Below are 23836 nucleotides of genomic sequence, written 5' to 3' on the forward strand. Positions count from 1 at the left end.
CGCACGGACTCATCAAGTCCTACAAGAAGCGATTGAATCTGCTTATTCTCAAGTCACTTTAAAGGATATTCGCAGCTGGTTCACAAATGACTGTTACTGTACCTCATCCGAATGAGAACCGCTATAGACCAGAAGTATGGTTTTGACACGGTAGTAAACTAAAACAACTAATGAATTACCAAATCACAAATTAGCTGCCGAATCGCAACTTCATTTGAGGGCGTGGTCGATTCATCTGGACTTATGACGAAGGAGCGGCAGTCATAATATTTTACAGGCTGCCTTTCACCGTCAATGCTAACAGTAACTCGATATTGCCAGACATATTTCGCGCTGCGTTTAATGGTTTCAAGACATACCTGATGGCTCGCTACATCTTGACAGAAGATGCCGATGCTGGCATCAGCATTATAGACCGGTAATCCTAATATCCAAATCAACCCGGCGATCGCCAAAATAAACGCTTTTACCACTGCTTTGCCTTTGGCTCAATTCATCTCAAGTCATAGCCAAACAAATTGGGATCTACATCACCCAAGTTCAAATCGCTGAGGCCATATTCAGTCCAGCGACTATCGACTAGTGCAGCGGTGTCAGGGTCGGGGGTAAGTTCTTCGCTCCAGGGGCGATCGGTTTCGGGGTAGACCTTGGTGGTGGCGTCGATGCCCATGCGGCTGCCGAGGCCAGGTCTTTCGGTGGCAAAGTCGAGCTTATCGAAGGGATTGTTTGGCAGAATAAATACGTCGCGCACGGGATCGACCTTAGAGGTGACGGCCCACATCACCTGGCGGGGGTCGCGAATGTTGATGGCTTTATCGACCACGATCACAAACTTGGTGTAGCTAAACTGCGGCAGCGCCGACCAAAAGGCCAAGGCCGCCCGCTTCGCCTGTCCAGGATACGACTTTTCAATCGAGAGCACCGCTGCTTTGTAGCTCAGGCCTTCCATCGGCAAAAAGAAGTCCTGAATTTCGGGCACCTGCTGGCGCAGAATCGGGTTGTAAATGCGGTTGAGGGCGATCGCCATCATGGCGTCCTCCTTGGGGGGGCGACCGCTAAACGTCGTCATGTAGATCGGGTTTTTGCGGTGGGTCATACAGTGAAACCGCAGCAGGGGGGCGGCTTCGTTGACGCCGCCGTAGTAGCCAATGTGGTCGCCAGCGGGGCCATCGACGGCGGTTTCGCCAGGGGTGATGGTGCCCTCCAGCACGATTTCAGAGGCGGCAGGCACCTCAAGATCGACAGTTTTGCATTTGGCCAGACTTAGCCCCTTGCCCGCATACAGCCCGGCGAACAGCCACTCTGACAGGTCTATAGGCAGCGGTGTGGCGGCGGCGAGAATGACCAGCGGATGTACCCCGATCGCGATCGCCACCTCTAGCTTTTTGCCCATTTCTGCGGCTTTGCGCAGATGGCGGCTACAGCCCCGCACCGACAGCCACTGCACCGTGGCGGTGTGCTTAGACTGTAGCTGAAGGCGGTAGACCCCAATGTTGGGAATATTGGTTTCCGGGTCTTTGGTGATCATTAGCCCCAGGGTAATTACCTTATCGGCATCGCCGGGGTAGACCCGCAGCAGGGGAATTTGGCTGAGGTCTACCGCGTCGCCCTTGAGCACCACCTGTTGGCAGGGGGGCAGCAGATCGCGCACGGGCTTGGCCTTGACCACGTCGAAAAGCGCTTTGCCCAAATCGATCGCCTGAGAAAACTGCTTGGGCGGGCGGGGCTGGTAGAGCAGCGCCAGCTTTTCGCCCAGGGTTTCTAGCTCCGCTGGCTGGTCCATACCCATGGCCCAGCACACCCGCTCTACGGTGCCCAGGACGTTGATGGCCAGGGGCATAGTCGCCCCCTGCACGTTTTCAAACAGCAGCGCGGGGCCACCGCCGAGTAGCAGACGATTGGCGATCTCAGCAATTTCAAGGTCGGGGCTAACGGGGGCCGCAATGCGGCGCAGCTGCCCGCGCTGCTCTAGCAGGGTCAAAAATTGCTGTAGGTCTTGTGCCATGGTGCCGAAATATTTGTGAACGAGTGTTAAGCGCTGTCTTCATTATGGTGGAGAGTGGGACCAGTCCGGCAAAAATCGTGCCTCTACAGGGGTAGCTGTTTTGGTCGCCTGAGGTAGTGGAGACAGCATGCTTTAGAATGCCCTTGCTGCCACAATTGGGGTATTACCATGGTCAATACCCAACTTCACCCTAAGGATTCAATGGCTCAATGGATAGGCGCAACCCCATAGCTCACGTGCATTTTTCACCATTTCTGCTGGGGCTGCTGGGGCTGGGAGTCATGGGCCTGAGTGCCTGCGGCAATCGCCTCGACACCGCCGATATCGAGGCCAATATTCAGGCCGATATTGAGCGCCAGGGGCGGCGACTGTCGCTCAGTGGGGTGCGCTGCCCCAGCGACGTCAGCCGTCAGGCGGGGGCCTATTTTCGCTGCGTGGGCGAGCTAGAGCCTGAGGGTACGTTCACGATTAACGTGACTCAGCAAGACAACCAGGGCAATGTTACCTGGGAGGTGCCCAACTCCAAGGTGCTGCTTAACTTGCCTACGGTCGAAGACACAATTCAGCAAGGATTGTCTCAGGCCTTTGGTCAGCGTGCTCTCATCGACTGCGGTACGGCCACCTACCGGATCAATCAGCCGGGCGATCGCTTCCAGTGTCAGGTGGTAGGCGGTCTTGAAACCAAGTCGAACACCATCGACTCGGTGCTGGTCAGAATTGGCCCCGACGGCAATTTAAGCTGGCAAGAACTGCAGTCCACCGCGACAGCATCAGCGCCGGTAGCCTTCAGCAGTGCATCAACCCCCTCAGCAGCGCCAGCCCAACCTGCGTCTGCCCCCTTGGCCAATGGGGCTGGGCCGCAGGCCGCTCCGGTCAAAACAACTACCGTGACCGGCCCCACGGGCCGGGTGGTCAACCGTCCCTATATCCCTGGCGACGATGACTAATGTGGGAATAATAGAACTGCGGGTTTAATCTGTTCTTAAGGCGCTAAATCCCATGCGTTAATGTGTGAGGCAGTGGCTTTCGATACGCTTATCCTGGTAGGCAGACCTGCTAGCACAACCAACTCCAACCTTAGTTTTGGGCTATGACAACTGTTCTTGATTTTTTAGCAAAGGGTGGGCCAGTCATGGTGCCCATTTTGGGCTGCTCGGTGCTGACTATTGCCACCGCCCTGGAGCGCGCCCTGTTTTGGACTAAGCTGCTGCGCCGGGAGGACCAGGTGGTCAGCGAGGTGCTCGATGCCTCCCGCCGCGATCTCACCGAGGCGGCCGCGATCGCAGCCCAGGCCCAAGATCTCCCCATTGGCCGGTTTTTGCTGGCTCCCCTGCGGCTCAAGCAGCCCTCCCCCGACACCTTCCGGCTGGCCATGGAAACCACAGGCGATCGCGAGTTCGTCAAAATGCGCAAGGGCGACAAGCTGCTCGAAACCATCGTGGCCGTAGCTCCCCTGCTGGGACTGCTGGGCACGGTAACCGGCCTGATTGCCACCTTTGGCAACCTCAACATCGGCGGCGGCGGCACGGGCGATCAGGCCACAGCGGCAGCGGCGGGCATTGGTGAAGCGTTGATTACCACCGCCGCTGGCATGATTGTCGCCATCATGGCGCTGCTGATCTTTCGCGTGCTGGTCAGCCTGCAGGCCCAGCAAATCGACTACTTTTCCGATGCTGGCAACGAGCTAGAGCTGATCTACCGCCAATACTGGTACGAGCCTGCGGCTCTCGCTCCCGACAGCACCCGCCACGGCGACTTTGTCGGCACCCCTGAGCGAATCTAGTTACCCCATGCGCCCCGATGCAATTTAAGTCCAAACTAAGCCCCAACCCGCCCCAGGTCGATCTGGTGCCCATGCTCACGGTCATGATGGGCATTCTGGCTTTCTTTGTCACCATCACTATGACCCTGGGCAGCGAAACCCTGATCGAAGTCCAGCTCCCCGCCGAGCAGCAGGACAGCGCCCCGCCACCGCTGCCTGCCGACCCCTTTATCGTGGAGCTAGTCGGTGAAAACCAGGTGCAGCTCAACGGTCAGCCCATCGAGGTTGACGCCCTGAAGGGCCAGATGGAGGCCTATCTCAGCCGCAACCCCGAAAACATCGTGTTTTTATTGCCTAACCAAGATCTCCCCTACGAGCAGGTCATGCAGTTTTTGGGCGAAATGCGCTCCGTCGGGGGCAGTCGAGTCTCTTTAGCCATCGAAGAATAGACGATCGCCAGTCACCCTCGACCATCACCTGGGGCTCGCCGGTAGCCCCAGCCCATTAACGACCTACTTCTGCATCGGCTGTAGCGTTAGCACAACCTCCCCATCCATCGGCTGCCGCTGAGTTGCGGTCAGTGCGTAGAACAGGGCCTCGTAGCGATCGATCGCGCGCTTAGCCGAGTAGTGCTCTAGCGCATACTGACGACCCTGACGGGCTAGTGCCTGGGCCTTTTCGGGCTGGTGGTACAGTTCGAGAATTCCCTTAGCCAAAGCCGTCGGATTCTCGGGGTCAACGACAAGCCCGCCGCCGCTGGCCAGAACCGCCTGCGCCGCCGTGCCGTGAGCCGGTACTGAGGCCAAAATTGGCCGACCGCTGGCCAGCAGCACCTGGGTTTTAGACGGCATGTTGAAGCCCACCATGCCGTGCTTCTGCAAAATCAGCCCCACATCGGCGGCGGCCAGCATATCGGGCAGTTCGGCTCGGGGCACAAAGGGCAACAGCAAAACGTTGGTCAGCCCCAGCTGCTGGCGAAACCGGTCGAGCACCTCGAGCTGTTTCCCCTCACCCACAATCACCATACGAATATCGGGGTAAGCGGCTAAGGCCTGAGCGGCGCGAATAGCGGTTCTAACCCCCTGAGTTTCGGCAATGTTGCCCGTATAGAGCACTACAAACTTGTCCTGCAGCTGGTGGCGACGGCGAAACTCGCTGCTGGCCTGAGGCCGAGGCGCAATAAAATCGACATCCACCCAGTTCGAAATCGGCACCATTTTGGCATCGGGTACCCCTTTGGCCAGCAGGTTATCGCGAAAACCCTGGGCAATCACGCTGATGCGGGTAGCGCTGCGGTAGGCAAACGACTCCAGCAGCTCAAACAGGCGAATGGCCCACGGATTGCGGAGTAAGCCGGTCTGAATGGCGGCCTCGGGCAAAATATCCTGCAGGTTGAGCACGCTGGGGCATTGAAACAGCGTCTTGAGAATGGCGACCGGCAGACAGGCTGGCAGCGACGGACTGGTGTTAAGAATAACGTCGGGACGCCAGCCCCCCAAAGCTGAAACCAGCGCTGGCCACAGGCTCAGGGTAATAAAGCTCGACTCCAGCAGCAGTCGCCCCACCAGTCCGCGCTTCGGGCAGGCCAGCACAAAGCAGCGCTGAATGGTAACGCCATTGCGCTGCTCAGTTGCGTAGAGGCGGCCTCGATACTGAGGATAAATAGTGCGCTCAGGATAGTTGGGCATAGCGGTTACAACCCGCACCTGGTGACCTCTAGCGGCTAGCCCCTCAGCCAGCTCAGTCATCAGTGGGGCAATACCGATAGGCTCAGGGTGGTAGTTGTAAGAATAAATAAGAATTCGCATGGACAACGCCTGCTCTAGAAAACCACGGGCAAGATGTCTTCGGGGGTGTTGAGGACAGGGGGCTGTGGGGCAAGTCTGGTTAAGCTCAGCTCAGCCGTAGCTGCAGGCTCACTTTAGGAGTGGTCTTTGGGCACCGTGCCTGGGCCTTTGCTTTGATGGCGATCGCTATACTCTGCTTACTCTTACTAGACTGAGGGGCTAAGGCGCAATCGGGAAGCCTTTGGTCTTTATTTATAGAAGATTGATGCATCGCCTGGTTGACCTTATAGAAGCTTTAGCCTGGAGGCAGCTTAGACAGCTAAGCTGCCAAGCTGAAGAAATCGCCCCGGTGCTCAGGCTCTATAGCTGTCGCTATGCTGTTGAGCGGCACCGAAATCCTGAATAAATCCAGCATACCCAGGCCCATTCATCGAGTTAATGGGTGAATTTACAGAAAAACTTTTCTTTTGCTGCTGCCTTGCACACCATAGCTCTGTGCCATCCGAGATTTTGCTGTAAGCTAAACTTCATTTAAGTCCAGAAATGACGTTCTACCTGTGGTAAAGCGTCAAATCCCGAGCTGGACTTGGTATATCACTATGGTTTGGAACCCTCTACGGCTGCTTAAAACGCTGGCTCACTTCGACGTGGCCGGGCCTTTATCTCCGGTATTGAGAGGGCTGTCTGAGCTAGCTGATCCTGGTAGTGCAATGACTCAGTCTCTCGACCCTGCTGGCTTGGTGCCGACTCCAGCCCCGCCGAGTGTGTACCTGTCTGGTGAGTCGACCGGCTGGGCAGCCAGTCTGATCGAACCCCTAGGTTCGTTGGGGTATAGGGTTGAGGCCGCACCGCAGGTTTTTGAATCTCATTTAGGAAATGCTGCGCTAGTTGTTTGGGCCGCTGCCGACCATGAAGATAGCTTTCAGCCCTGGCTAGAGCGCATGGGCCAAATGCCTGCTCACCAGGAGGCCACCCTATTCGATTTTCAGCAGCCTGATCCAGCTGTTGCCGCGCTGTGGGGCAGCCTAGACGATGGGGTGATGGGGGGCGTGAGCACTAGCCAGGTGCAGTGGCAGAATGGCCTGCGGTTTATGGGGCAGGTTTCTACGGCCAACAGCGGCGGGTTTGCCTCAGTGCGCACTCGCAATTTTGAGCCACCGCTCAATGTGGGGCAGTGGCAGGGCACGGTGCTCTACGCCCAGGGCGACGGCCAGCGCTACAAGTGGATTGTGCGCGACAACCCCGGTTGGGATAGCCTGGCCTACTGTTACTCTTTCGATACCCAGCCCGATCGGCTGAGCGTGGTCAGGGTTCCCTTTCTAGAGATGGTGGCCACTCGTCGCGCCCGCACGGTACCCGAGGCCACCCCGCTCAACCCAGCACAGCTCTACTCAATGCAGCTGATGCTGAGCAAATTTGAGTACGACGGTGAGCTAAATCCAGCCTTTCAACCCGGCTCTTTTGGGCTGACGGTAGCGCGTTTGGGAGTTTACCGCCAGGGGCCAAAGCCGCTGCTAGTGCTGCCCAAAGAAAACGCTGGAGTAGCCCCGCAGTTGACGGCAGCCGGGCTGACGGGAGTGGTTCCTCAAGAGGCTGGATTTGCGGTCATTGGAGCCAGCCGTAACCTACCGCTGGAGGTTAAGCCAGCGGTGGTAGAGTCGATATTTCAGGCGGCGCATTAGCCCACGCAAAAAGGGACCAGGTGCCTGTGTTGATGACCTAGATCTAGGCTTCAGCGCAGGCACCCGGTCCCTAAATAGCTGTATAGCGGTTTAATAGGCCGATCGCATGTCGCCCCGTTCGGCCCGAGCGCTTTCTTTGGCTTTGGCGGCGCTCTTCTTGAGCGCTTCTAGACGCTTGATATAGCGATCGCGCTGGCGCTTCTTGGGGGTTTGCTCGATCAGGGTTTTGAGGGCGCTGCCCAGGCTCTTGTAGGCGTTGGGCAGGGTATAGCCAAAGCGGGTAGCAATGGCGATCGCTCGCTCGTCGGCACTGATGCTCTCCTGCAGCGTTTTTTGGTTGTTGTTGCGCTTGTAGAGCCGCCAGCTAGAGAAGCCGCACAGGCTCAGGGCCAGCATCAGCAGCAGTCCGTCTTGCACCCACAGTTCGCCCACGGCACCGCCCAGACCAATGGCCAGCGCTGCCATCTCCCAACCGTCGCGGGGAATGGTGTCGTTTTGAATGCGACCCACCTCGTGCCAGAACAGCAGGTTGCGCTGATCGAGGGCCAGCTGCTCCCACTTGATTAGATCGACCTGGATTTCGACCTGGTCTTTACCCAGTTCTTCACAGGTAATCAGCGGCGGGGTGACATCAATGGCGGACTCCACCGTCACCCAGCTTTGCAGCTCGGGGGGCAGTAGGCTTCTCAGACGGCGAAGCTCACCCATATCGGCGCGGGCAGTGGCGGTGGCGTACGAGGTCATGGGAGATTACGGGGAGGAAACTGCAAATTAAATTTACTAATAGATCCTACCTTAAAGCCCATTAGTCAAGGGTCGGTTATCCGATGGGTAGAACTTCATTACATTTGACCGACCAGGACAGGGGGGTATTCGACTGCTGCGATCGCGTTTTCTAACTCAGCGATCGCGCCATCGAGCAGCGCATACCCGGCCTCAACCGTATCGATCTGGCAGAGTCGCTGACGCAGGGGGGCGGCTCCCTCAAAGCCTTTGACGTACCAGGCCATGTGCTTACGGGCCTGGTGAATGCCCTTCTGCCCCTTATACCGCCACAGCAGGCCCAGGTGCTCACGGGCGCAGCGCAGCTTATCTATGGGCGTGGGCGCTGGCGGCACGGTGCCAGTCTTGAGAAAAGCGTCAATTTCGCCGACTAAGAATGGGTAGCCCAGGGTACCCCGTGAGCACATCACGCCGTCGGCCCCGGTCTGCTCCAGACAGCGCACCGCCGCTTCCACCGAAACAATGTCGCCATTGGCAATGACTGGAATGCTCAGCGCCGCCTTGACCTGGGCAATCCAGTCCCACCGGGCCGGGCCGTGGTACCCCTGGGCGCGGGTGCGGCCGTGGAGGGTGAGCATTTGCGCTCCGGCGGCTTCCATGCGGCGGGCAAAGTCAACGGCGTTGATGTGGTCGTCATCCCAACCAATGCGGGTTTTGACGGTGACGGGTACAGAGACAGCTGCCGCGACGGTGCGCACGATCGCCTCGGCGACTTCAGGCTGGCGCAGCAGCGACGAGCCGCCCCCCTTTTTGGTGATTTTATTCACCGGGCAGCCCATATTGATATCGATGGTTTTGGCCCCCTCGGCGACGGCTTTACGGGCGGCCGCGGCCATAAAGTCAGGCCGACAGTCAAATAGCTGAATGCTGATCGGCTGCTCGCTGGCGTCAATATCCATAATTTTTTCGAGCTGCTGGGCGTGGCACAGTCCGGTGGCCTGCACCATTTCGGTGTAGAGCATGGAGGCGGGGGCGTAGCGGCGCACCAGCTGCCGAAAGGCGCGATCGGTCACGCCGGAGAGGGGCGATTGCAGCACCCGGCTTTGTACGGTTACAGCGCCAATGGCTAGAGGCGATCGCAGCCGCCGCTGTAGAGTGGGAGACAGGCTAACCATAAATTAAATCAACATTTACTAACCCGAGTTGGGAAGCAGCAGGCAGGCCGACAGGTCGCCTGGTTGGCAACCAAAACATTTGCAATCTAATCAGCTCGAAGACCTGCACCTCTGCCTCGCCTCTGCAATCTGTACAGAGGGCTTTGGCCTTCGAGACCCGGCTCTACCCAAACTGGCTGCACATCCCTAGGCCGATTGTATCCCCTCAGACCACAGGCAGTAGCGATTGCGACCGTTCTCCTTGGCGGCGTAGAGGGCCTGGTCGGCCCGCTGAATCAAGAGTTCGGCGGATAGGGTTGGGGCCGGGGTCAGAACCGCAATGCCAAAGCTGACGGTAACCTGCCCGTACAGGGGCGAGGCCGCGTTGGGAATGGCCAGGCGGGTTAGATAGGTTTGAGCTTCTGCGGTGAGGGCGATCGCCCCCGCCGAGGTCGTATTGGGCAAAACCAGGGCAAATTCTTCTCCTCCGTAGCGGGCGGCTAAATCAGCCGGGCGCTTAGTTACCTGGGCCAGCAGGCGCGCGATCGATCGCAGGCAGTCGTCGCCAGCCAGGTGGCCGTAGGTGTCGTTGTAACCCTTGAAGTGGTCAACGTCGGCCAAAACCAGGGCCAGGCTGCCCTGCTCGCGCTGCAGCCGCTGCCACTCCTGGGCCAGGTAGCGGTCAAACTCGCGGCGGTTGGCAATTTGGGTGAGCCCGTCGAGGTGGGCTAATCGGCGGAGTTCGTCGTTGGCCGCCTGGAGCTGCTGGTAGAGAGCCGCCTGCTGCAGCGCCTGACTCAGCTGCATGGCCACTTCTTCAACCAGGCTCAGATCGCTGTGCTCCCACCGGCTTGTTTTGTCGGTGCTGCTCAGGCGATCGGGGGCGGGGCAGGCCCACAACACCCCCTGCACCTGGTTGTCAATGCGAATGGCTGTAGCCAGATAGGTGTTTTCGCCCTGGACCACCAGCTGAGCTGCGTTGGGGCGCATCTGCAGTGGGTTCATCCGGTAGGGCAGCACGACCAGGTTGTTGTCGAGCATGAGCTGCTGCCGCAGCACCTCAGTAATCTCCAAAGGAGCAATCGGTTCACGCAGAGCTGGAGCCTGCACAGTCACCACAAACGGCGTGGGCAGGCCGGTCAGGTTGTGGCGCAGCAGCGTAATGCCGCACTGGCGCAGATTAAGGGCCGTGCCTAAGTGCTCTACGGTGCAGGTGAGAATGTGCTGTACGTCCAGGCTGGCGCGAATTTCGTCGAGAATGTGGTTGAGCAACATCTCCTGGCGAGCCTGCTGACGCACCTGCTCAAACAGGCGGCTCTGCTGAATGGCGATCGCCAGGTGGGCCGATATTTCCTGCAGCAGCTCAATCTCATGGGTTTGCCATCGCCGGGGTTGGTAGCACTGGTGCACAATAATGAGTCCCCACAGGTAGCGGTTTTGCCCTGGCAGGGTGTGGATAATTGGTGCCACCAGGTTGGCTCGAATGCCAAAGCTCAGCAGCATGTCGCGGTAGCACTGGCTGATGTTGCCCAACGCTTTGACGTCACTGATCTGCCCGACCCGCCCCGACCAGTATTTGGCGGCGTGCTCCTGATCAAAGCAGGCGTCTTCTACCTGGCGGTGCAGCACGGTGAGGTGCTGATCGACTATGGCTTCGTGAGTTACCAGGCCCCGCCCGTTCTGAGCAAACTGATAAATGATGACGCGATCGGCCAATATCTGCTGACGCACGTCCTGCACCGCCGTCTGCAAAATGGTGTCTAAATCGAGAGTATTGTGCAGGCGCTGCAGGCTATCTTTGAGCAACGATGGGCGAACTGGCCTGGCTGTCGCGACCTCCAGCCAGTGACCAACCCGAGCGACTACATCTGCCGCCACAAAGGGAGACTCCAGATAGTCTACGCCGCCCGCCGCAAAAACCTGCTCTCGGCTAGCCGCGTCGTTAAAGCTGCCGGCAAAGATCAGCGGTATGGCGGCTGTGCTGGGATTGGCCTGTAGCCTTCGGCCCAGGTTATAACCGCTGCTGTTGACCCCAGCTACCTGCAAAATTATCAGATCGGGCCACTGCTCTAGCTGCGGTGGTTGGGGCGGTGGTTGGGGCCGTAAATCTGCTTCGGCGCGCACCTGCACCTGGTAGCTGGCGGCGACTAACATCTGAACCAGGGCCTCGGTCTGGTGAGGGGCGGCTTCTGTGATTAAGACCGTTGCCTGCTGAAATAACGTCATTCCTGCAATCCTCTACCAGAGCCTCACCAGGCTCTGGCGTGACTGAATCGAACCCCGCCCTGTCCCCAGACAGCTCACCCAACCGCCGTTTCAAGACAATGGGGTGAGCTGATGAACGAACTGGGGTGCCCCCAATCTTTCTCTGGGCTTATCCTTCCCTTTGGCGTTGTCTCCCTCGCACCGGTCTTCAGGAAAGGCCGTTTATGTAAACCTTGATTACGCTATCACATGTGACAAAAACCATAGGTGTCTGCAGCTTGGTTACAGCCGCCCAACCAGCCAATAGGTCATCATCTGGCCCCGGCCTTTAACGGCTACATAGCCGCGTTGCTCAAACTGAAACTGGTCCTTCAGCCGCTCGTACAGGTTTGGAGTGACCTGAATGCGCTGGGCTTCGCCAGTTGCTTCCATGCGGCTGGCGATATTGACGGTGTCGCCCCAGAGATCGTAGGCAAACTTGCGCCGCCCAATCACGCCAGCCACTACTGGCCCGGTGTTGATACCTACTCGAATTTGAAAGGTTTTGCCGTCGGGGCGCTGAAATTGCTTAATCGCGTCGCAAATATCGAGGGCAAACTGCGCGATCGCAGCAGCATGGTCATCGTTAGGAGTCGGCAAGCCCCCCGCCACCATGTAGGCATCGCCAATCGTCTTAATTTTTTCTAGGCGGTGAAACTCGGCCAGCTGATCGAACATCGAAAAGATTTCGTTGAGCATCTTGACCAGCTGGCGCGGCGTCATTTGGCTAGAGGCGGCGGTAAAGTCAACTAGGTCGGCAAACAGCACGCTGACCTGGTCGAGGCTTTCGGCAATGGTGCGGGCACCGCCCTTAAGGCGCTGGGCAATGCGGTAGGGCAAAATGTTGACCAGCAGTCGGTCGGCCTGCTGCCGCTGCTGGCGCAGTTCGGTCTCCATCTGGCGACGCTCACTAATGTCGTGAACAATGCCCTCGTAGTGTAAGAAGGTGCCCTGCTTATCCCATACCTTCCAGATGTCTTCGCTGACCCAAAAGGTGGTGCCGTCTTTGCGAAACACCTCTGATTCGGCGTCGGTAATTTTGTCAAAGCGGTTGAGGTAGACCACTAGCTCATCGCGACGCTTGGGCTGAATATAGATCTGGCGGCTGATGTCGGCGACGGTAGCTACCATCTCCTGGGCCGACTCGTAGCCGTAGAGGCGCGCCATTGAGGGGTTGACGCTGAGCAACTGCCCCTGCGACGAGGCTTTAAAAATGCCCACTGTGGCATTTTCAAAAATGCTGCGGTAGTTCATTTCGACCGCAATCAGCGCCTGCTCCATCTGGGTGCGCTCGTGCACCTCTTGAGTGAGCAGGGCGTTTTGCTGGCTGAGCTGCTGCCGCTGCTGGGCCAAGCGCAGCTGGTTTTGCACGCGCACCAGCACCTCCTGCACCGCAAACGGCTTGGTAATGTAGTCGGTTGCCCCGGCCTGAAAGGCTTTGACCTTGTCGATGGAGTCGACCAAAGAACTCAGCACAATCACCGGGATTTCGGTGGTGAGGGGGTTTTGCTTGAGCTGCTGACAGAGGGTGTAGCCGTCCATATCGGGCAGCAGCAGATCGAGCAGCACCAGGCCAGGCCGAGACGTCAAAATAGATGCGATCGCCTGCTGGCCATTTTCGGCCACCTGAATTCGGTACCCTTGCTGGCTGAGGAGCCGCTGCAGTAGGCACGATGTCTCAGTATCGTCGTCGACGATGACTAAATCAATGGCGGCGGAGGCATCATCCACAACGCGGGGGCGGGCAGGCTACGTCATTGGTCTAAGCATACGGGCATTGAGCCGAAACGATGCACCGGATCTATACCCTCAGCTCTAGGGTAGCGCTGTTACGCTACCCCAGCGGGTAACCACCTGAACTGTTGAGCACCCTGGCGATGGCCTGGCAGTGGGTAGCTGCCATTTGGGGTACACCCTAGCGCCTGTACCCTAGCGCACCTTGAGGGAGCCGTCGCGATCGCGGTAGCCGGTCACTAACCCCTGCCGAAAGGTTACTTCACCGTCGCTGAAATGAAACACTTCCTCACAGTTGGTATCGTTGCGGCTGATGGCGATGGGGGTTTGCGCTTCGGCCCGCAGCACTTCGCTGCGGCTAGAGCCCATCGTCCAGAACGGCGGGGCTGCCTGCTCAGGAGGCAGGGCGGGCAGCTGCAGCGACACCTTGAGATTGTTGTCGGAGTTGAGGTAGCCGATCACCTGGCCATTCTCAAATAGCACCGAGCTTTTGCCGTAGTAATAGGTGGTAAAACGCTCGGACGTGTACTGCTCCTGGCGCGTGGGTGCGCCCTGGAGCTGCACTACATCGGCCTGGGTTGACCCCAGCGTCCAGCTGCCCTGGGCCGCCCTGGCCGACACGACGGCAGCCTCGTTAGCGAGCACCCGCAGATTGCCGTCGGCATTGTCATACTGCTTGACGTAGCCGTTGCTCAGTTCGACAAAGCTGTTGCCGTAGCGCAGGGTTTGTTGGCAGGCAGTGTGGTACTGCATGGTCTGCGAAGGTGCTCCCTGAATTGCCAATACCAGGTCGCGGTCAGAGCCCAGTGTCCAGTAGGTTTTGTCGGTGGGGGTGCGGCTGGCGCGGGTGCCCACATTGCTCTGGGCGTACTTCAGGTTGCGTTCGTACTCGGCCACTTTCTGCTGGGCCAGCGCGGCATTGGGGTTAGCCTTGGGCACTGATTGCATGTGGGCGATCGCCTGCTGCCAGAGCATCGCGACCTCGGCCCAGTCTTCGCTAAATTCTGCGGTTTGAGTCAGCTCTGCGGCTGCCATCGCCTGCCCGGCTCCCTGGCGAAAGGGATCGCTTTGGGCGGCGGCAGCGGCTCGATTAGGCCAAGACCACGATCGCGCCTGGGGAACCAGCAGAAAGGCGCTGGCAGCTATCCCCAGCCCTACCGATAGCCCCAGTGCGCCCCAGGTAAGCCGTTCTCGCAGGGTTTGGCCAGGGCGCTTGAGTTGGAATGTGTATAGGGTTTGAGGGTTTTGCCCGTCTAGCTCAGGGTGGCTATGCTTAGTCATAGTAGTTCGTGAGGAGTACACAACCCCAGCGACAGCCTGCTCAACCAGGGGCTAAGGCAGCGGTTGTCTGGGGCTTCCGTTAAATGTGAACCTGGTGGGACGTTAGGGACGGTAGAGGCTTTTTAAGCCGCAGTATGCCAACCCAGGACAGATAATTTAGTATGAATGTATTCGGCCAAATAGACGAAATTTCAGTACTAACAACTCTATCGCAGGATATAGATCTACAATTTCAGGCTTTCTTGATTTTACGGAAGCTTATTTAAACTGCCCTCGTCTGTCTATCCTGCATCACTCTGATATCACTTTTTCCTGACTGAATTTCTTAACTATTTTTAATCAAACGTATGGATGTCCTAGCGCTGCACTGGCACCTGCCGACCGAGGACCTCTGCCCCGATCGCTGGGCGCAGGCCGTAGCTGAAGCGCTACCAGGAGCGAGTCGTCGGTTGGCCCAGGTGCTGTGGCAGCGCCAGGTGTGTTCACTCGACAAGCTGGCGGGCTGGCTCAACCCTGGGGTCTATCAGCCTACCCCGGCCAGCACCCTGGGGCCTGATATGGCGATCGCCGTTGCGCGACTCCAGCAGGCGATCGCCTGTCAGGAGAAGGTGGCCATTTGGGGAGATTTTGACGCCGACGGGGTAACTGCTACCGCCGTACTCTGGGACGGGTTGGGCCAGGTGATCCCCAAGGGCGATCGCCTCACCTACTTCATCCCCAACCGGCTGAGCGAGTCTCACGGGCTGTCGCGGCGGGGGCTTGAGCAGTTAGCCGATTGGGGAGCCAGTCTGCTAGTGACCTGCGATACCGGCAGCACCAGCGGGGCCGAAATTGCCTATGCCCAGAGCCTTGGTATGGCGGTGATTGTGACCGACCACCACACCCTACCGGAGGGCGATATTGGTGCGGTGGCTTTAATTAACCCTCGCCGTCTGCCGCCGGAGCACCCTCTGGCGTCGCTGTCGGGGGTAGCGGTGGCCTACAAGCTGCTGGAGGGGCTGTACGAAGCGCTCGATGCGCCGCCGCTCCTGCCCCTAGACCACGTACTAGACCTGGTGGCGATTGGCCTGATTGCCGATCTGGTGGAGCTGCGGGGCGACTGTCGCTATCTGGCCCAGCGGGGGCTGGCGCGGCTACAGACCCAGACCCAACCCCAGCCTCCTTACCCGCGACCGGGGCTGGCGGAGCTGCTGGCCCTGTGCAAGCGCACGGGCGATCGCCCCACCGATATTTCCTTTGGTCTGGGGCCGCGCATCAATGCCGTCAGCCGCATCCACGGTGACGCTAGCTTTTGTGTAGAGCTGCTGACCAGCCAGAACCGCGATTGCGCCAAAACCCTCGCCTATGAAGCCGAGCTGGCCAACACCCGCCGCAAAGCCCTGCAGCGCGACCTCTACGAGCAGGTGATGGCGCGGTTAACTCAAATCGATCTCGCCACTACTCGCTGTCTGGTGCTGGCTGACGAGCAGTGGCCAACCGGCATTTTGGGTCTGGTGGCGGGGCAGGTGGCCCAGGCGCTGGGGCGACCCACTATCCTGCTGCGCATCGACCCACCCAGCGAGGATGGTAGCCCTCGACTGGCGCGGGGGTCGGCGCGATCGGTGAAGGGCCTCGATCTGTATCAGCTGTTTCAGGCCCAGGCCGAGCTGCTCAGCGGCTTTGGCGGGCATCCCCTGGCGGCGGGGCTAACTTTGCCAGTGGAGCACATTGAGGTGCTGGCGGCGGCGCTGAACCGCATGGTGCGCGAGCAGCTGGGCGGCGACGGTGTGCCCCAGGCCACTCTAGAGATAGATTTGGTGGTGACGGTAGCTGAGCTGGGCCAGTCCCTATTTCGCGAACTCAAGGGGCTGGAGCCCTGCGGTATGGGCAATCCGGTACCAAAGCTGCTGGTTCGCGGCGCCTGGTTCCAGAACGCGTTTCACAAGCGGCTGCGCGATCGCCAGAACCAGGCCGTCGGGTTTATCAAAACCGAGTTTGAACTGTGGGATGACGGTGCTTTGGCTGGGTTTCCGGGCGAGTGGTGGGGGCACTATCGCGACGAGCTGCCTGCGGGCCGCTGCGACGCAGTCGTGGAGCTAGACTTCAACAGCTACAGCGGCTACCACGTCAAACTGGTGGATGTGCGCCCGGTGCGGAGTGGAACAACTGGGCTAGTTCCGTTGCCAACGGCTCCAATTTTGGACTGGCGGCAGGCGGTTCCGGCTGAGCCAGAAGCCGTGCTCAGAGTTGAGCAAGCCCCGGTGCAGTGGAGCGAATGGCAGGCCTGGCAGCGACAGGCGGCCCAGACCGGGTTGCCCCTGGCGCTGACCTTTTCGGCCGAGCACGATGACCTGTCGCCGGTCGAGATTTGGCAAGAGCTGGTGGGCATTGCCAAGTATCTGGCGCGGACCGGGCTGGTGGTGGCGCGATCGCATCTGATCGATCGGCTGCGTCTGTCGGCCACCAGCCTTTCCCTCGGCCTCCAAGCCTTAGAGACGGCTGGCTTCGAGGTCACTGACCTCGACGGTGAGACAATCACCCTTCAAGCTGATCCAGACCCGGTTGCCCCCCAAGCAAAAGCGGTGCAGCGTTTTCTAGATGTACTGCAAGAGGAGCAGTTTCGCCGTCGCTATTTTGCCCAGGTGCCGGTAACAGCGCTTTCCTGGTAGGGTGGGCACTGCCCACTTCAAACCCCTGATATGACCACTGACTGGTTCTACCCCTTTCCTCCCCTTCTCGAAGGCACATTACTGAAGCGCTACAAGCGGTTTTTTGCCGACATTGAGCTAGAGACAGGCGAGGTGATTACCGCCCACTGTCCCAATACTGGACCGATGACGGGGGTGTGTCATTTGGGTGGACGGGTGCTGGTTTCCCACAGCGCCGACCCCAAGCGCAAGCTGGCCTACACCTGGGAACTAGCCGAAGTGCACGATACCGTGCCCACCTGGGCAGGGGTGAATACGGCCCTGCCAAACCGGGTTGTAAAATCGCTGCTGGAAGTGCGGCAAATTCCAGAGCTGGGGGAGTACAGCGCCATTCGCCCCGAGGTACGCTACGGTGGCGACGGTAAGAGCCGCATTGACTTCGTCATCTCCGGGGAAGATAACCCGATTCCCACCTATATCGAGGTCAAAAACACCACCTGGGCCAAGGGTAGCCTCGCCCTTTTTCCGGATACGGTGACGACTCGCGGCCAAAAGCACCTGAAGGAGCTGACGGCGCTCATTCCTCAGGCTCAGGCGGTGATGCTGTACTTTATCAATCGCAGCGACTGTACCGATTTTGCCCCCGGCGACGAGACCGACCCCACCTACGGTGTGCTGCTGCGGGAAGCGATGCTCAAGGGTGTAAAAGTGCTTCCCTGTCGTTTTGAGATTACGCCAGCGGGAATTCGGTATTTGGGATTGGCGAATTTAAGGATGGATTAATAACAAATCCAAATCACGTAACCCCGACTCCAAACAGGTGACTTGCGTAGGAGCAAACACCGTTTGCCCCTACGCAAGCGGGGGTAGCCAAGGCGAATTCAGTATCAACATCAACCCTTCTAACGGGCGGAATAGGTGAGCGATCGCAGGGCAAAATGGGGCAGCGCCAGCATTCGCCGCCAGCGCCAGGGTTCTTTATAGAGCCGGTAGAGCCACTCCAGGTGGTTATCGCACATCCACTGGGGAGCGCGAGATTTAACCCCGGCCCAGATGTCAAAGCTGCCGCCGACGCCAATCCAAATGCTGTTGGGGCAGAGGTGGCGGTGCTCACGAATCCACAGTTCCTGTCGAGGAACACCCATGCCGACCAGTATTACGCTGGGCTGAAGCTGCTCCAGGCGCTGCAAAAATTCGGGCTGGTCTTCAGGCCCTAGATAGCCGTGTTGGGTGCCCACCACATTTAGCCCGGCCAACTGTCGTTGCCAGTAGATGCCAGCGCGATCGGCTACACCGGGCACTCCACCATACATAAAGACAGTTTCCTGCGGTGACAGGCGCTTGAGCACCGCAGCGGCTAGCTCAATGCCCGGTGCCCGCTCAATGCGCTGTCCTTTGGTGCGAAAGTACAGCACCACCCCGGCCCCGTCGGGGATCACCAGTTCGGCATTGAGAATGACCTGGCGCAGGGCCGGGTTTTGGTCGGCCTGCATGGCCATTTCGGCGTTGAGGGTGACCACGTGGGCCCCGTGCCCCTGGCGGTACCAATCGACTAGCCAGCCGGCATAGTCGGCGCGCCAGTGAACCGGCAAACCCATAACCTGCAAAACTTCTGGGGTATTTGAGCGATCAGCCAACACCATACGACCCTTCCCGAACCTGCATCTCAATGTAAAACGGCCCAGCGGCTGTGCTGACGTTCTCGGCTGTTGGACTTAGAACGTCAATGCCCCACTCAAACCGCGATTAACCATAGAGACAATACCTCGAAATTGAGTTAATGTGTTGCATTTCTCAACATCGAAGCAAAGGCTTTAATGACGGGCGAGGGTATCTAAGGCCAGACGGGCGCGGGCCTGCACAGCAGGGGTTTCATCCTGCTCAAAGATGCGGTGGAGGGAGGCGAGAATCAGCAGTTTTTGGTGGTCAGGCTCTACCAAGTTAGTCGCTAGGATCTGTAGCCCGGCCACCGCCGCGTAGCGCACAACCCATTCTGGATCGGCAGTGGCCTGGGTCAGCACCTCAAGCACATCGCTCTGCGCGATCGCGGCCTGGTCGGGGGGCAGCAGTGCCCAGTGGATGGTGCCCAACCCCCGCGCCGCCGCCCGGCGGACGCTGAGGGCGAAGTCGCCTTTGGCCGTCTCAAGCAGCACGGGCAGGGCGCGGGGGTCACCAATCAGCGCCAGGGCGCGAATGGCCCAGGCCCGCGCGCCGTAGTTGTAGCCGTCAATCTGTTCGAGCAGGGCGGGTACGGCGGCGCTACCCAAAGCCGCTAAGCCATTGACAGCCGCTACGGCGGCCCCGGGATTGTTGTAGCCCAGGACCGTTATCAAAGAGGGAATAGCGGCGACATCTTGAGCGGCGGCCAAATTATTGACGGCCACCACCATCGCGCCCTTAGAATCGGCGGCTTCGATCGCTCGAACTAGCTCTGCTACGGTTGCACCCACGCCTGCGTTACAAGTCCTACAACAGCTCATCCATTAAAACCAGCACCCGGCGGGCATCGTCGCTCAGCGCCTGGCTGGGAAAGTCAGACTGGCGCAGGTGTGATTCGAGCACCCCCTGTAGCGCGATCAGCTTGAGGCTGTTTTCGGCCAGGGTGGTGGCGATCGCCTCCGCCGCAGGCAAATACCCAATCGCCCCCAAATCCATCATGGCCGATCGCCTGAGCTGTAGGTTGGGCTCTTGCAGGCGCTCGACCAGGCGATCGCAGTAGGTGGCATCGCCGGTTAGCTGGTAAAGGGCGCGGGTGGCCGCGTTTTGCACCTGGGCCACATCGTGCCCTAAAAAAGGAGCAATCTCTTCGACCGCATCAGTTGCACCCAGGGTGCCCAGGGCCTCTAGAACAGCGTTGTAGGGCTGCACCAGGTGGGGCTTGCCGGGTACCGCTACGGCGGCGGCAACACCGCCCGCTAGCAACGCCCTCAGCGCCGGAATGGCCCGAGAATCGCCCAGGGCCTCCAGGGCCTGAGCCGCCGATTCGCGCACGTAGTAGTCGTCGCAGGCCAGGCATTGGATCAAAGCGGGAACGACGCTGCGATCGCCTAATTTTCCGAGTGCTCTGGCCGCATTGCGCCGCAGTGGATACCCCCCGTCGGGGGCGCGATCGCTCTCGTCCTCCAGGGCCAGCGCCAGCGACTCAATGGCCAACGGCTCAGTCACACGAAAGCGCCCTAGCCACCAGGCGGCATAGTAGCGCAGTCCTGCATCGGTGGTTTGGCGCAGGTTGGCAATGGCCTGCTCAACCGTAAGCGGTTCTCCCTCAGCATCGATCGGCTGTTGCAGATCCTGTTCCATGCTCCACTGTCTCTCCAGCGACGATCGGAATCGCCTAATCAGCCGCCAAAGGCTGAATGCTGACGATCTTGCCGCCCATCCTGGTGATGCGCTGCATTTCCTCGTTCATGCGGCTGTAGGGCACCTTAATAAAGGTGCTGCCGCTTTGGCGAATGGGGTAATTGTTTTGATCGGTGGCGTCGTTTTGGCGCAGCCCCTCAACTTCGTAGAGAAAAATGCGGTTGCCGGAGGGGGAGGTGGTCTGACTGCCAAAGGCGTTTTGAGCGAGCATAGGAAACTCTCCTGGTCGTTGCGAGATCTCGAATGTGGCAATTGACTCCAGTCGGCGCACCTCTCGAGATACGCCGACTGGTATTGGCTTAGAGGCTAGCAGGGGTAACGCTGGTTACCCTGCCGCCCATGGCGTTAATCTGCTGCAGCTTAGCCGACAGCTTTTCGTAGGGCACCAGGTAGGAGGTGTTGATCCGCCGTACCTTTGGGTAGCGAGGCAGGTTGGCACCCATGACCTCAATGCGGTAAACCCTTCCGGCGCTGGCACCGTAGGGGGTAGACCCACCCAAAGCTTGACTGGGGGTGGCCAGCTTGTTGGCCTGAGACGACCAGCCCGCGGCTGCACTGGTGGGAGCAATCACCGATGAGGAGGTGTTGCGGCCCAGTTCACCCGCCAGGCGGGACTTTTTGCCGCCCGCTTGCGAGGTATCGCTGGTGGCGTAGCCCCGGTACATCTGGAACATGCGGGTAAAGCCCACCGAACGCTGCCCGGCCTGGTAGACAAAGCTGCGGTAGTAGGGCACTACGTTGTCGCCAAAGTTGGCCTGGTACTCTTCGCTGTCGATGAAAGAATCAACGTCGGCGTCGTAGCCCTGGGTTTCGTAGCGATCGAGGTGCTCAACGACCTCAGACTCGTCATAGACAGCGCGGCCCAGCAGGTGCTTAGTGTGCAGCTCGATCACGCGGGTCTGAAAGTTGCCGTAAAAGAACTTTTCTTTGTACAGCTCAGACTTAGCCACGGCCCGCACAAAGTCGCGCACGCTGATGTAGCCATTTTTGAGCAGCGACTCGGCACCGACCAGGCGCTCAGACTTCATCAGGTAGTCGTTGCCCAACAGCTGGCGGTACACAGCCTTAATCACGAGTTCGGCGTCTTCAGGAGACCAGTTGGCGCGCAGCTCCACGGGCGAGCTTTCGTCGTATGCAGCGGTTCCCAATCGGGATGCTGCCGTTGTAATAGGCACAGGAATATCCTCCTTATCAACACAGTCTTATCGACACAGTGAGCGCAAGCCCACTCAACACAGCAAAATAAAAAATAGCGGAGCACCCCAGGCTAGCCCCACCTAGAGCCGAAGCGATCGCAGACTTAAGCCCCCGTCGCCCCCGCTCACATGAGTTCGCCATCGCAGCCTTGCCTAAGCAAGACTAAGCACTCCGCTAGAAAGGTATTAAAGCCGCGACCTAGGCCAGGTCGACTTTAGTTACCCGACCGCCAGTGCGGTTGACTTGCTGAAGCTTGCGAGACAGCTGCTCGTAGGGCACCAAAAACTCGGTGCAGGTGCGTCGCACCTGGGGGCTACCTGCCCTGGCAGCCTGAGTTACGCGAACCCGGTAGAGCTTCTCGCGATCGCCCCCAGACCCACCGACGATGGCGGCTCCGGTAGCGCCGCTACCCACGGGCGATGCTGAATTCTTCGCAATCTCCGAAACAAGCTTTGACCGCACACCGCTGCGCTGCGAGCGATCGCTGCTACCATAGCCCCGGTAGAGCTGGAAGAATCGGGTAAACCCAACGGTCTTTTGATTGCGCTGGGTCAAGTGACCGCGATAGTAGGGCACAACATTGTCCCCAAAACTGTCGCGATACTCGGCGGAATCTAGGTAGGAGCTGATTTCCGCTGCGTAGCCGTAGGTGTTATAAAGGTCAGTGTGAAATGCGATTTCGTCCTGGCTGTAGGGCGCCCGACCCAGCAGGTGCTTGTAGTTCAGCTCAATAAAGCGATTTTGCGGTCCGCTCAGGAAAAACTTATCCCGATACAGATCGGATAGAGCCAAAGCCCGCACAAAATCACGAACTGAAATGTCTCCCTGCCGGAGCAGCGACTCGGCACTGGTGTTGCGCTCACTGGCCATGATGTACTGGTTGCCAAATACCTGACGGTAGGCGGCACGAATTACCGCTTCCACATCACCTTCGGTCCAGTTGGGCCGCAACTCAACGCGCATTGCCTCGCTGTAAGGCGAAACGCCAAGGCGTCCCGCTGCAGTGGTTACTGCCATGGTTGCCTCCTTGGGCGTATAGATACAACAATGCCCGGAGCAACAAACAATCGCTAACAAGTCGCTAACAACTGTCTGCCCCTCCGGGCAAATGGCCAACCTAGCTTAGAGCGTTGATGGCGTAGTCGATGTAGGAGTTGGCTTCAACGGCACCGTCGCCAGACAGACCGTGGTTAGCTTTGATGTACTTCAGAGCTTCCACGTACCAGCTGGGGGACAGTTCGAAGGTGCTGTTGATTTCATCTAGGCCAGCAACCAGGTACTCATCCATGGGGCCAGTACCACCAGCGATTAGGCAGTAGGTGACCATCCGGAGGTAGTAGCCGATGTCGCGAGCACACTTGGCTTTACCGCGCTCGTCAGCAGCGTAGTTAGGCCCCTGCATCTGGGTGGTGTAGGGGAACTTGTTGTACACGGCTTGAGCAGCGCCGCTCACCAGAGAGTCAGACTTGGTGGTCAGAGCTTTAGCAGCTTCTAGACCAGACTGAGCCTGGCGAAAACGGCCAAAGGCGGTTTGCATCTCGGTGCTGCTCAGGAAACGGCCCTGGGAATCAGCAGCAGCCACAGCTTCGGTCAAAGGGGTTTTCATAGCTTAAGGTTCTCCTTCAGTTGTCTTCACAGCGAATAAATCAAATGAAAGGGATTGCGCAAATGACCGATGGCCAATGGGCGCAAACCGACGAAGCGCTTGGTTGAACCTAAGCAACTGCAGCAGCAGCCAGGTCAAAGTAGCTGCCGATCTCGGAAACGAGAGAGCTGCAATCGCCTTGGGTGATGTTGCTGGTGTCGTTAACGATAGCGATCGCGGCACCTTTCATTTTCTCAACGCCAGCGGCCACGGAAGCACCGGGGGTACCCAGAGCAACGTAGGTCTCACGCAGGCCGTTCAGGCAGCGATCGTTGAGAACGCTAGCATCGCCAGAGAAGATAGCGTAGGTGACATAGCGCAGGATGATTTCCATGTCGCGGAGGCAAGCGGCCATGCGACGGTTGGTGTAGGCGTTGCCACCGGGAGCGATCAGCTGGGGTTGCTCGGCGAACAGAGCGCGAGCAGCATCAGAAACGATCTTGGAAGAGTTGCTGGTGATGCGGTTCACGGAGTCCATACGCTTGTTGCTGTCGGCAACCATGCGCTGAAGAGCATCGATCTGATCGGTGGAGAGGAAGTCGCCTCGTGCGTCAGCTTGGGAAACGACTTTAGTGAATGCGTCAAACATCGACTCAAATCTCCTAATATTTTTGTCGCTGAGTTTGCTTGAAAAT

At 58.8% G+C, this 23836-nt stretch carries 22 protein-coding genes; 6 read left to right on the forward strand and 16 right to left on the reverse strand.

Going from position 1 to position 23836, the window contains the following annotated elements; all coding sequences use genetic code 11:
- Positions 1–167: 167 nt before the first annotated feature.
- Together ACQ4N7_RS22265 and ACQ4N7_RS22270 are read right to left on the reverse strand one after the other, a co-directional pair.
- Positions 168–473: a hypothetical protein gene (locus ACQ4N7_RS22265; protein WP_430713684.1), complete on the reverse strand. Its 306-nt coding sequence runs from the start codon at positions 471–473 to the stop codon at positions 168–170.
- A 20-nt stretch (positions 474–493) separates the two neighbouring features.
- Entirely contained in the window at positions 494–2005 is a 1512-nt protein-coding gene (locus ACQ4N7_RS22270; protein WP_430713685.1) for a UbiD family decarboxylase, read from the reverse strand.
- Between the two features lie 209 nt (positions 2006–2214).
- Here ACQ4N7_RS22270 and ACQ4N7_RS22275 point away from each other — a divergent pair, with 209 nt between their 5' ends.
- The 3 genes from ACQ4N7_RS22275 to ACQ4N7_RS22285 all read left to right on the forward strand — a co-directional run bounded on the left by ACQ4N7_RS22275 (position 2215) and on the right by ACQ4N7_RS22285 (position 4216).
- Positions 2215–2952, forward strand: a complete 738-nt coding sequence (locus tag ACQ4N7_RS22275; RefSeq protein ID WP_430713686.1) for a DUF4333 domain-containing protein — start codon at positions 2215–2217, stop codon at positions 2950–2952.
- A gap of 143 nt (positions 2953–3095) precedes the next feature.
- The gene (locus tag ACQ4N7_RS22280) at positions 3096–3788 is read left to right on the forward strand and encodes a MotA/TolQ/ExbB proton channel family protein (protein ID WP_430713687.1); all 693 of its coding nucleotides are present in this window, start codon (positions 3096–3098) and stop codon (positions 3786–3788) included.
- 17 nt (positions 3789–3805) lie between these two features.
- Positions 3806–4216 carry an ExbD/TolR family protein gene (locus tag ACQ4N7_RS22285; RefSeq protein WP_430713688.1) on the forward strand — a complete coding sequence of 137 codons (411 nt, stop codon included), beginning with the start codon at positions 3806–3808 and terminating at the stop codon, positions 4214–4216.
- 63 nt (positions 4217–4279) lie between these two features.
- On the opposite strand, the gene ACQ4N7_RS22290 is transcribed toward ACQ4N7_RS22285, so the two are convergent.
- On the reverse strand, positions 4280–5575 hold the full coding sequence (locus ACQ4N7_RS22290; RefSeq protein WP_430713689.1) for a glycosyltransferase family 4 protein: 1296 nt from the start codon (positions 5573–5575) through the stop codon (positions 4280–4282).
- A 578-nt stretch (positions 5576–6153) separates the two neighbouring features.
- Here ACQ4N7_RS22290 and ACQ4N7_RS22295 point away from each other — a divergent pair.
- Entirely contained in the window at positions 6154–7236 is a 1083-nt protein-coding gene (locus ACQ4N7_RS22295; protein ID WP_430713690.1) for a CIA30 family protein, read from the forward strand.
- Between the two features lie 90 nt (positions 7237–7326).
- Here ACQ4N7_RS22295 and ACQ4N7_RS22300 read toward each other — a convergent pair whose 3' ends face one another.
- From ACQ4N7_RS22300 to ACQ4N7_RS22320, 5 genes are all read right to left on the reverse strand, one after another.
- Positions 7327–7980 carry a DUF3318 domain-containing protein gene (locus tag ACQ4N7_RS22300; protein WP_106868565.1) on the reverse strand — a complete coding sequence of 218 codons (654 nt, stop codon included), beginning with the start codon at positions 7978–7980 and terminating at the stop codon, positions 7327–7329.
- A gap of 98 nt (positions 7981–8078) precedes the next feature.
- Positions 8079–9134 (reverse strand): tRNA dihydrouridine synthase DusB, encoded by a 1056-nt coding sequence (gene dusB / locus ACQ4N7_RS22305; RefSeq protein WP_430713691.1) that lies wholly within the window; start codon positions 9132–9134, stop codon positions 8079–8081.
- A gap of 186 nt (positions 9135–9320) precedes the next feature.
- A complete protein-coding gene (locus ACQ4N7_RS22310; RefSeq protein ID WP_430713692.1) occupies positions 9321–11339 on the reverse strand; it encodes a diguanylate cyclase domain-containing protein in 2019 nt (672 codons plus the stop codon).
- A gap of 261 nt (positions 11340–11600) precedes the next feature.
- Complete coding sequence (locus ACQ4N7_RS22315) at positions 11601–13088, reverse strand: adenylate/guanylate cyclase domain-containing protein (RefSeq protein ID WP_430713693.1); 1488 nt, start codon at positions 13086–13088, stop codon at positions 11601–11603.
- A 198-nt stretch (positions 13089–13286) separates the two neighbouring features.
- Entirely contained in the window at positions 13287–14372 is a 1086-nt protein-coding gene (locus ACQ4N7_RS22320; RefSeq protein ID WP_430713694.1) for a hypothetical protein, read from the reverse strand.
- A gap of 347 nt (positions 14373–14719) precedes the next feature.
- Here ACQ4N7_RS22320 and recJ point away from each other — a divergent pair, with 347 nt between their 5' ends.
- On the forward strand, positions 14720–17020 hold the full coding sequence (recJ, locus tag ACQ4N7_RS22325; protein ID WP_430713695.1) for a single-stranded-DNA-specific exonuclease RecJ: 2301 nt from the start codon (positions 14720–14722) through the stop codon (positions 17018–17020).
- 30 nt (positions 17021–17050) lie between these two features.
- The gene (gene sfsA / locus ACQ4N7_RS22330; RefSeq protein ID WP_430713696.1) at positions 17051–17782 is read left to right on the forward strand and encodes a DNA/RNA nuclease SfsA; all 732 of its coding nucleotides are present in this window, start codon (positions 17051–17053) and stop codon (positions 17780–17782) included.
- Between the two features lie 119 nt (positions 17783–17901).
- Here sfsA and ACQ4N7_RS22335 read toward each other — a convergent pair whose 3' ends face one another.
- The 8 genes from ACQ4N7_RS22335 to ACQ4N7_RS22370 all read right to left on the reverse strand — a co-directional run bounded on the left by ACQ4N7_RS22335 (position 17902) and on the right by ACQ4N7_RS22370 (position 23790).
- Complete coding sequence (locus tag ACQ4N7_RS22335; protein ID WP_430713697.1) at positions 17902–18642, reverse strand: WecB/TagA/CpsF family glycosyltransferase; 741 nt, start codon at positions 18640–18642, stop codon at positions 17902–17904.
- A gap of 171 nt (positions 18643–18813) precedes the next feature.
- Positions 18814–19479 carry a HEAT repeat domain-containing protein gene (locus tag ACQ4N7_RS22340; protein ID WP_430713698.1) on the reverse strand — a complete coding sequence of 222 codons (666 nt, stop codon included), beginning with the start codon at positions 19477–19479 and terminating at the stop codon, positions 18814–18816.
- Positions 19466–20299, reverse strand: coding sequence for a HEAT repeat domain-containing protein (locus ACQ4N7_RS22345; RefSeq protein ID WP_430713699.1), 834 nt, complete (start codon positions 20297–20299; stop codon positions 19466–19468). Before ACQ4N7_RS22345 ends, ACQ4N7_RS22340 begins: the two co-directional genes overlap by 14 nt.
- Positions 20300–20333: 34 nt before the next feature.
- The gene (locus ACQ4N7_RS22350) at positions 20334–20570 is read right to left on the reverse strand and encodes a phycobilisome linker polypeptide (protein WP_106868041.1); all 237 of its coding nucleotides are present in this window, start codon (positions 20568–20570) and stop codon (positions 20334–20336) included.
- Positions 20571–20658: 88 nt separating this feature from the next.
- Positions 20659–21534, reverse strand: a complete 876-nt coding sequence (locus tag ACQ4N7_RS22355) for a phycobilisome rod-core linker polypeptide (protein ID WP_430713700.1) — start codon at positions 21532–21534, stop codon at positions 20659–20661.
- Positions 21535–21754: 220 nt separating this feature from the next.
- Entirely contained in the window at positions 21755–22573 is an 819-nt protein-coding gene (locus tag ACQ4N7_RS22360) for a phycobilisome rod-core linker polypeptide (protein ID WP_430713701.1), read from the reverse strand.
- Positions 22574–22673: 100 nt separating this feature from the next.
- Entirely contained in the window at positions 22674–23162 is a 489-nt protein-coding gene (cpcA, locus tag ACQ4N7_RS22365) for a phycocyanin subunit alpha (protein ID WP_430713702.1), read from the reverse strand.
- A 109-nt stretch (positions 23163–23271) separates the two neighbouring features.
- Entirely contained in the window at positions 23272–23790 is a 519-nt protein-coding gene (locus ACQ4N7_RS22370) for a phycocyanin subunit beta (protein WP_106868037.1), read from the reverse strand.
- Between the last annotated feature and the right edge of the window lie 46 nt (positions 23791–23836).

Origin of the sequence: Nodosilinea sp. AN01ver1, from assembly GCF_050565655.1 — a bacterium.
GTDB lineage: Bacteria > Cyanobacteriota > Cyanobacteriia > Phormidesmidales > Phormidesmidaceae > Nodosilinea.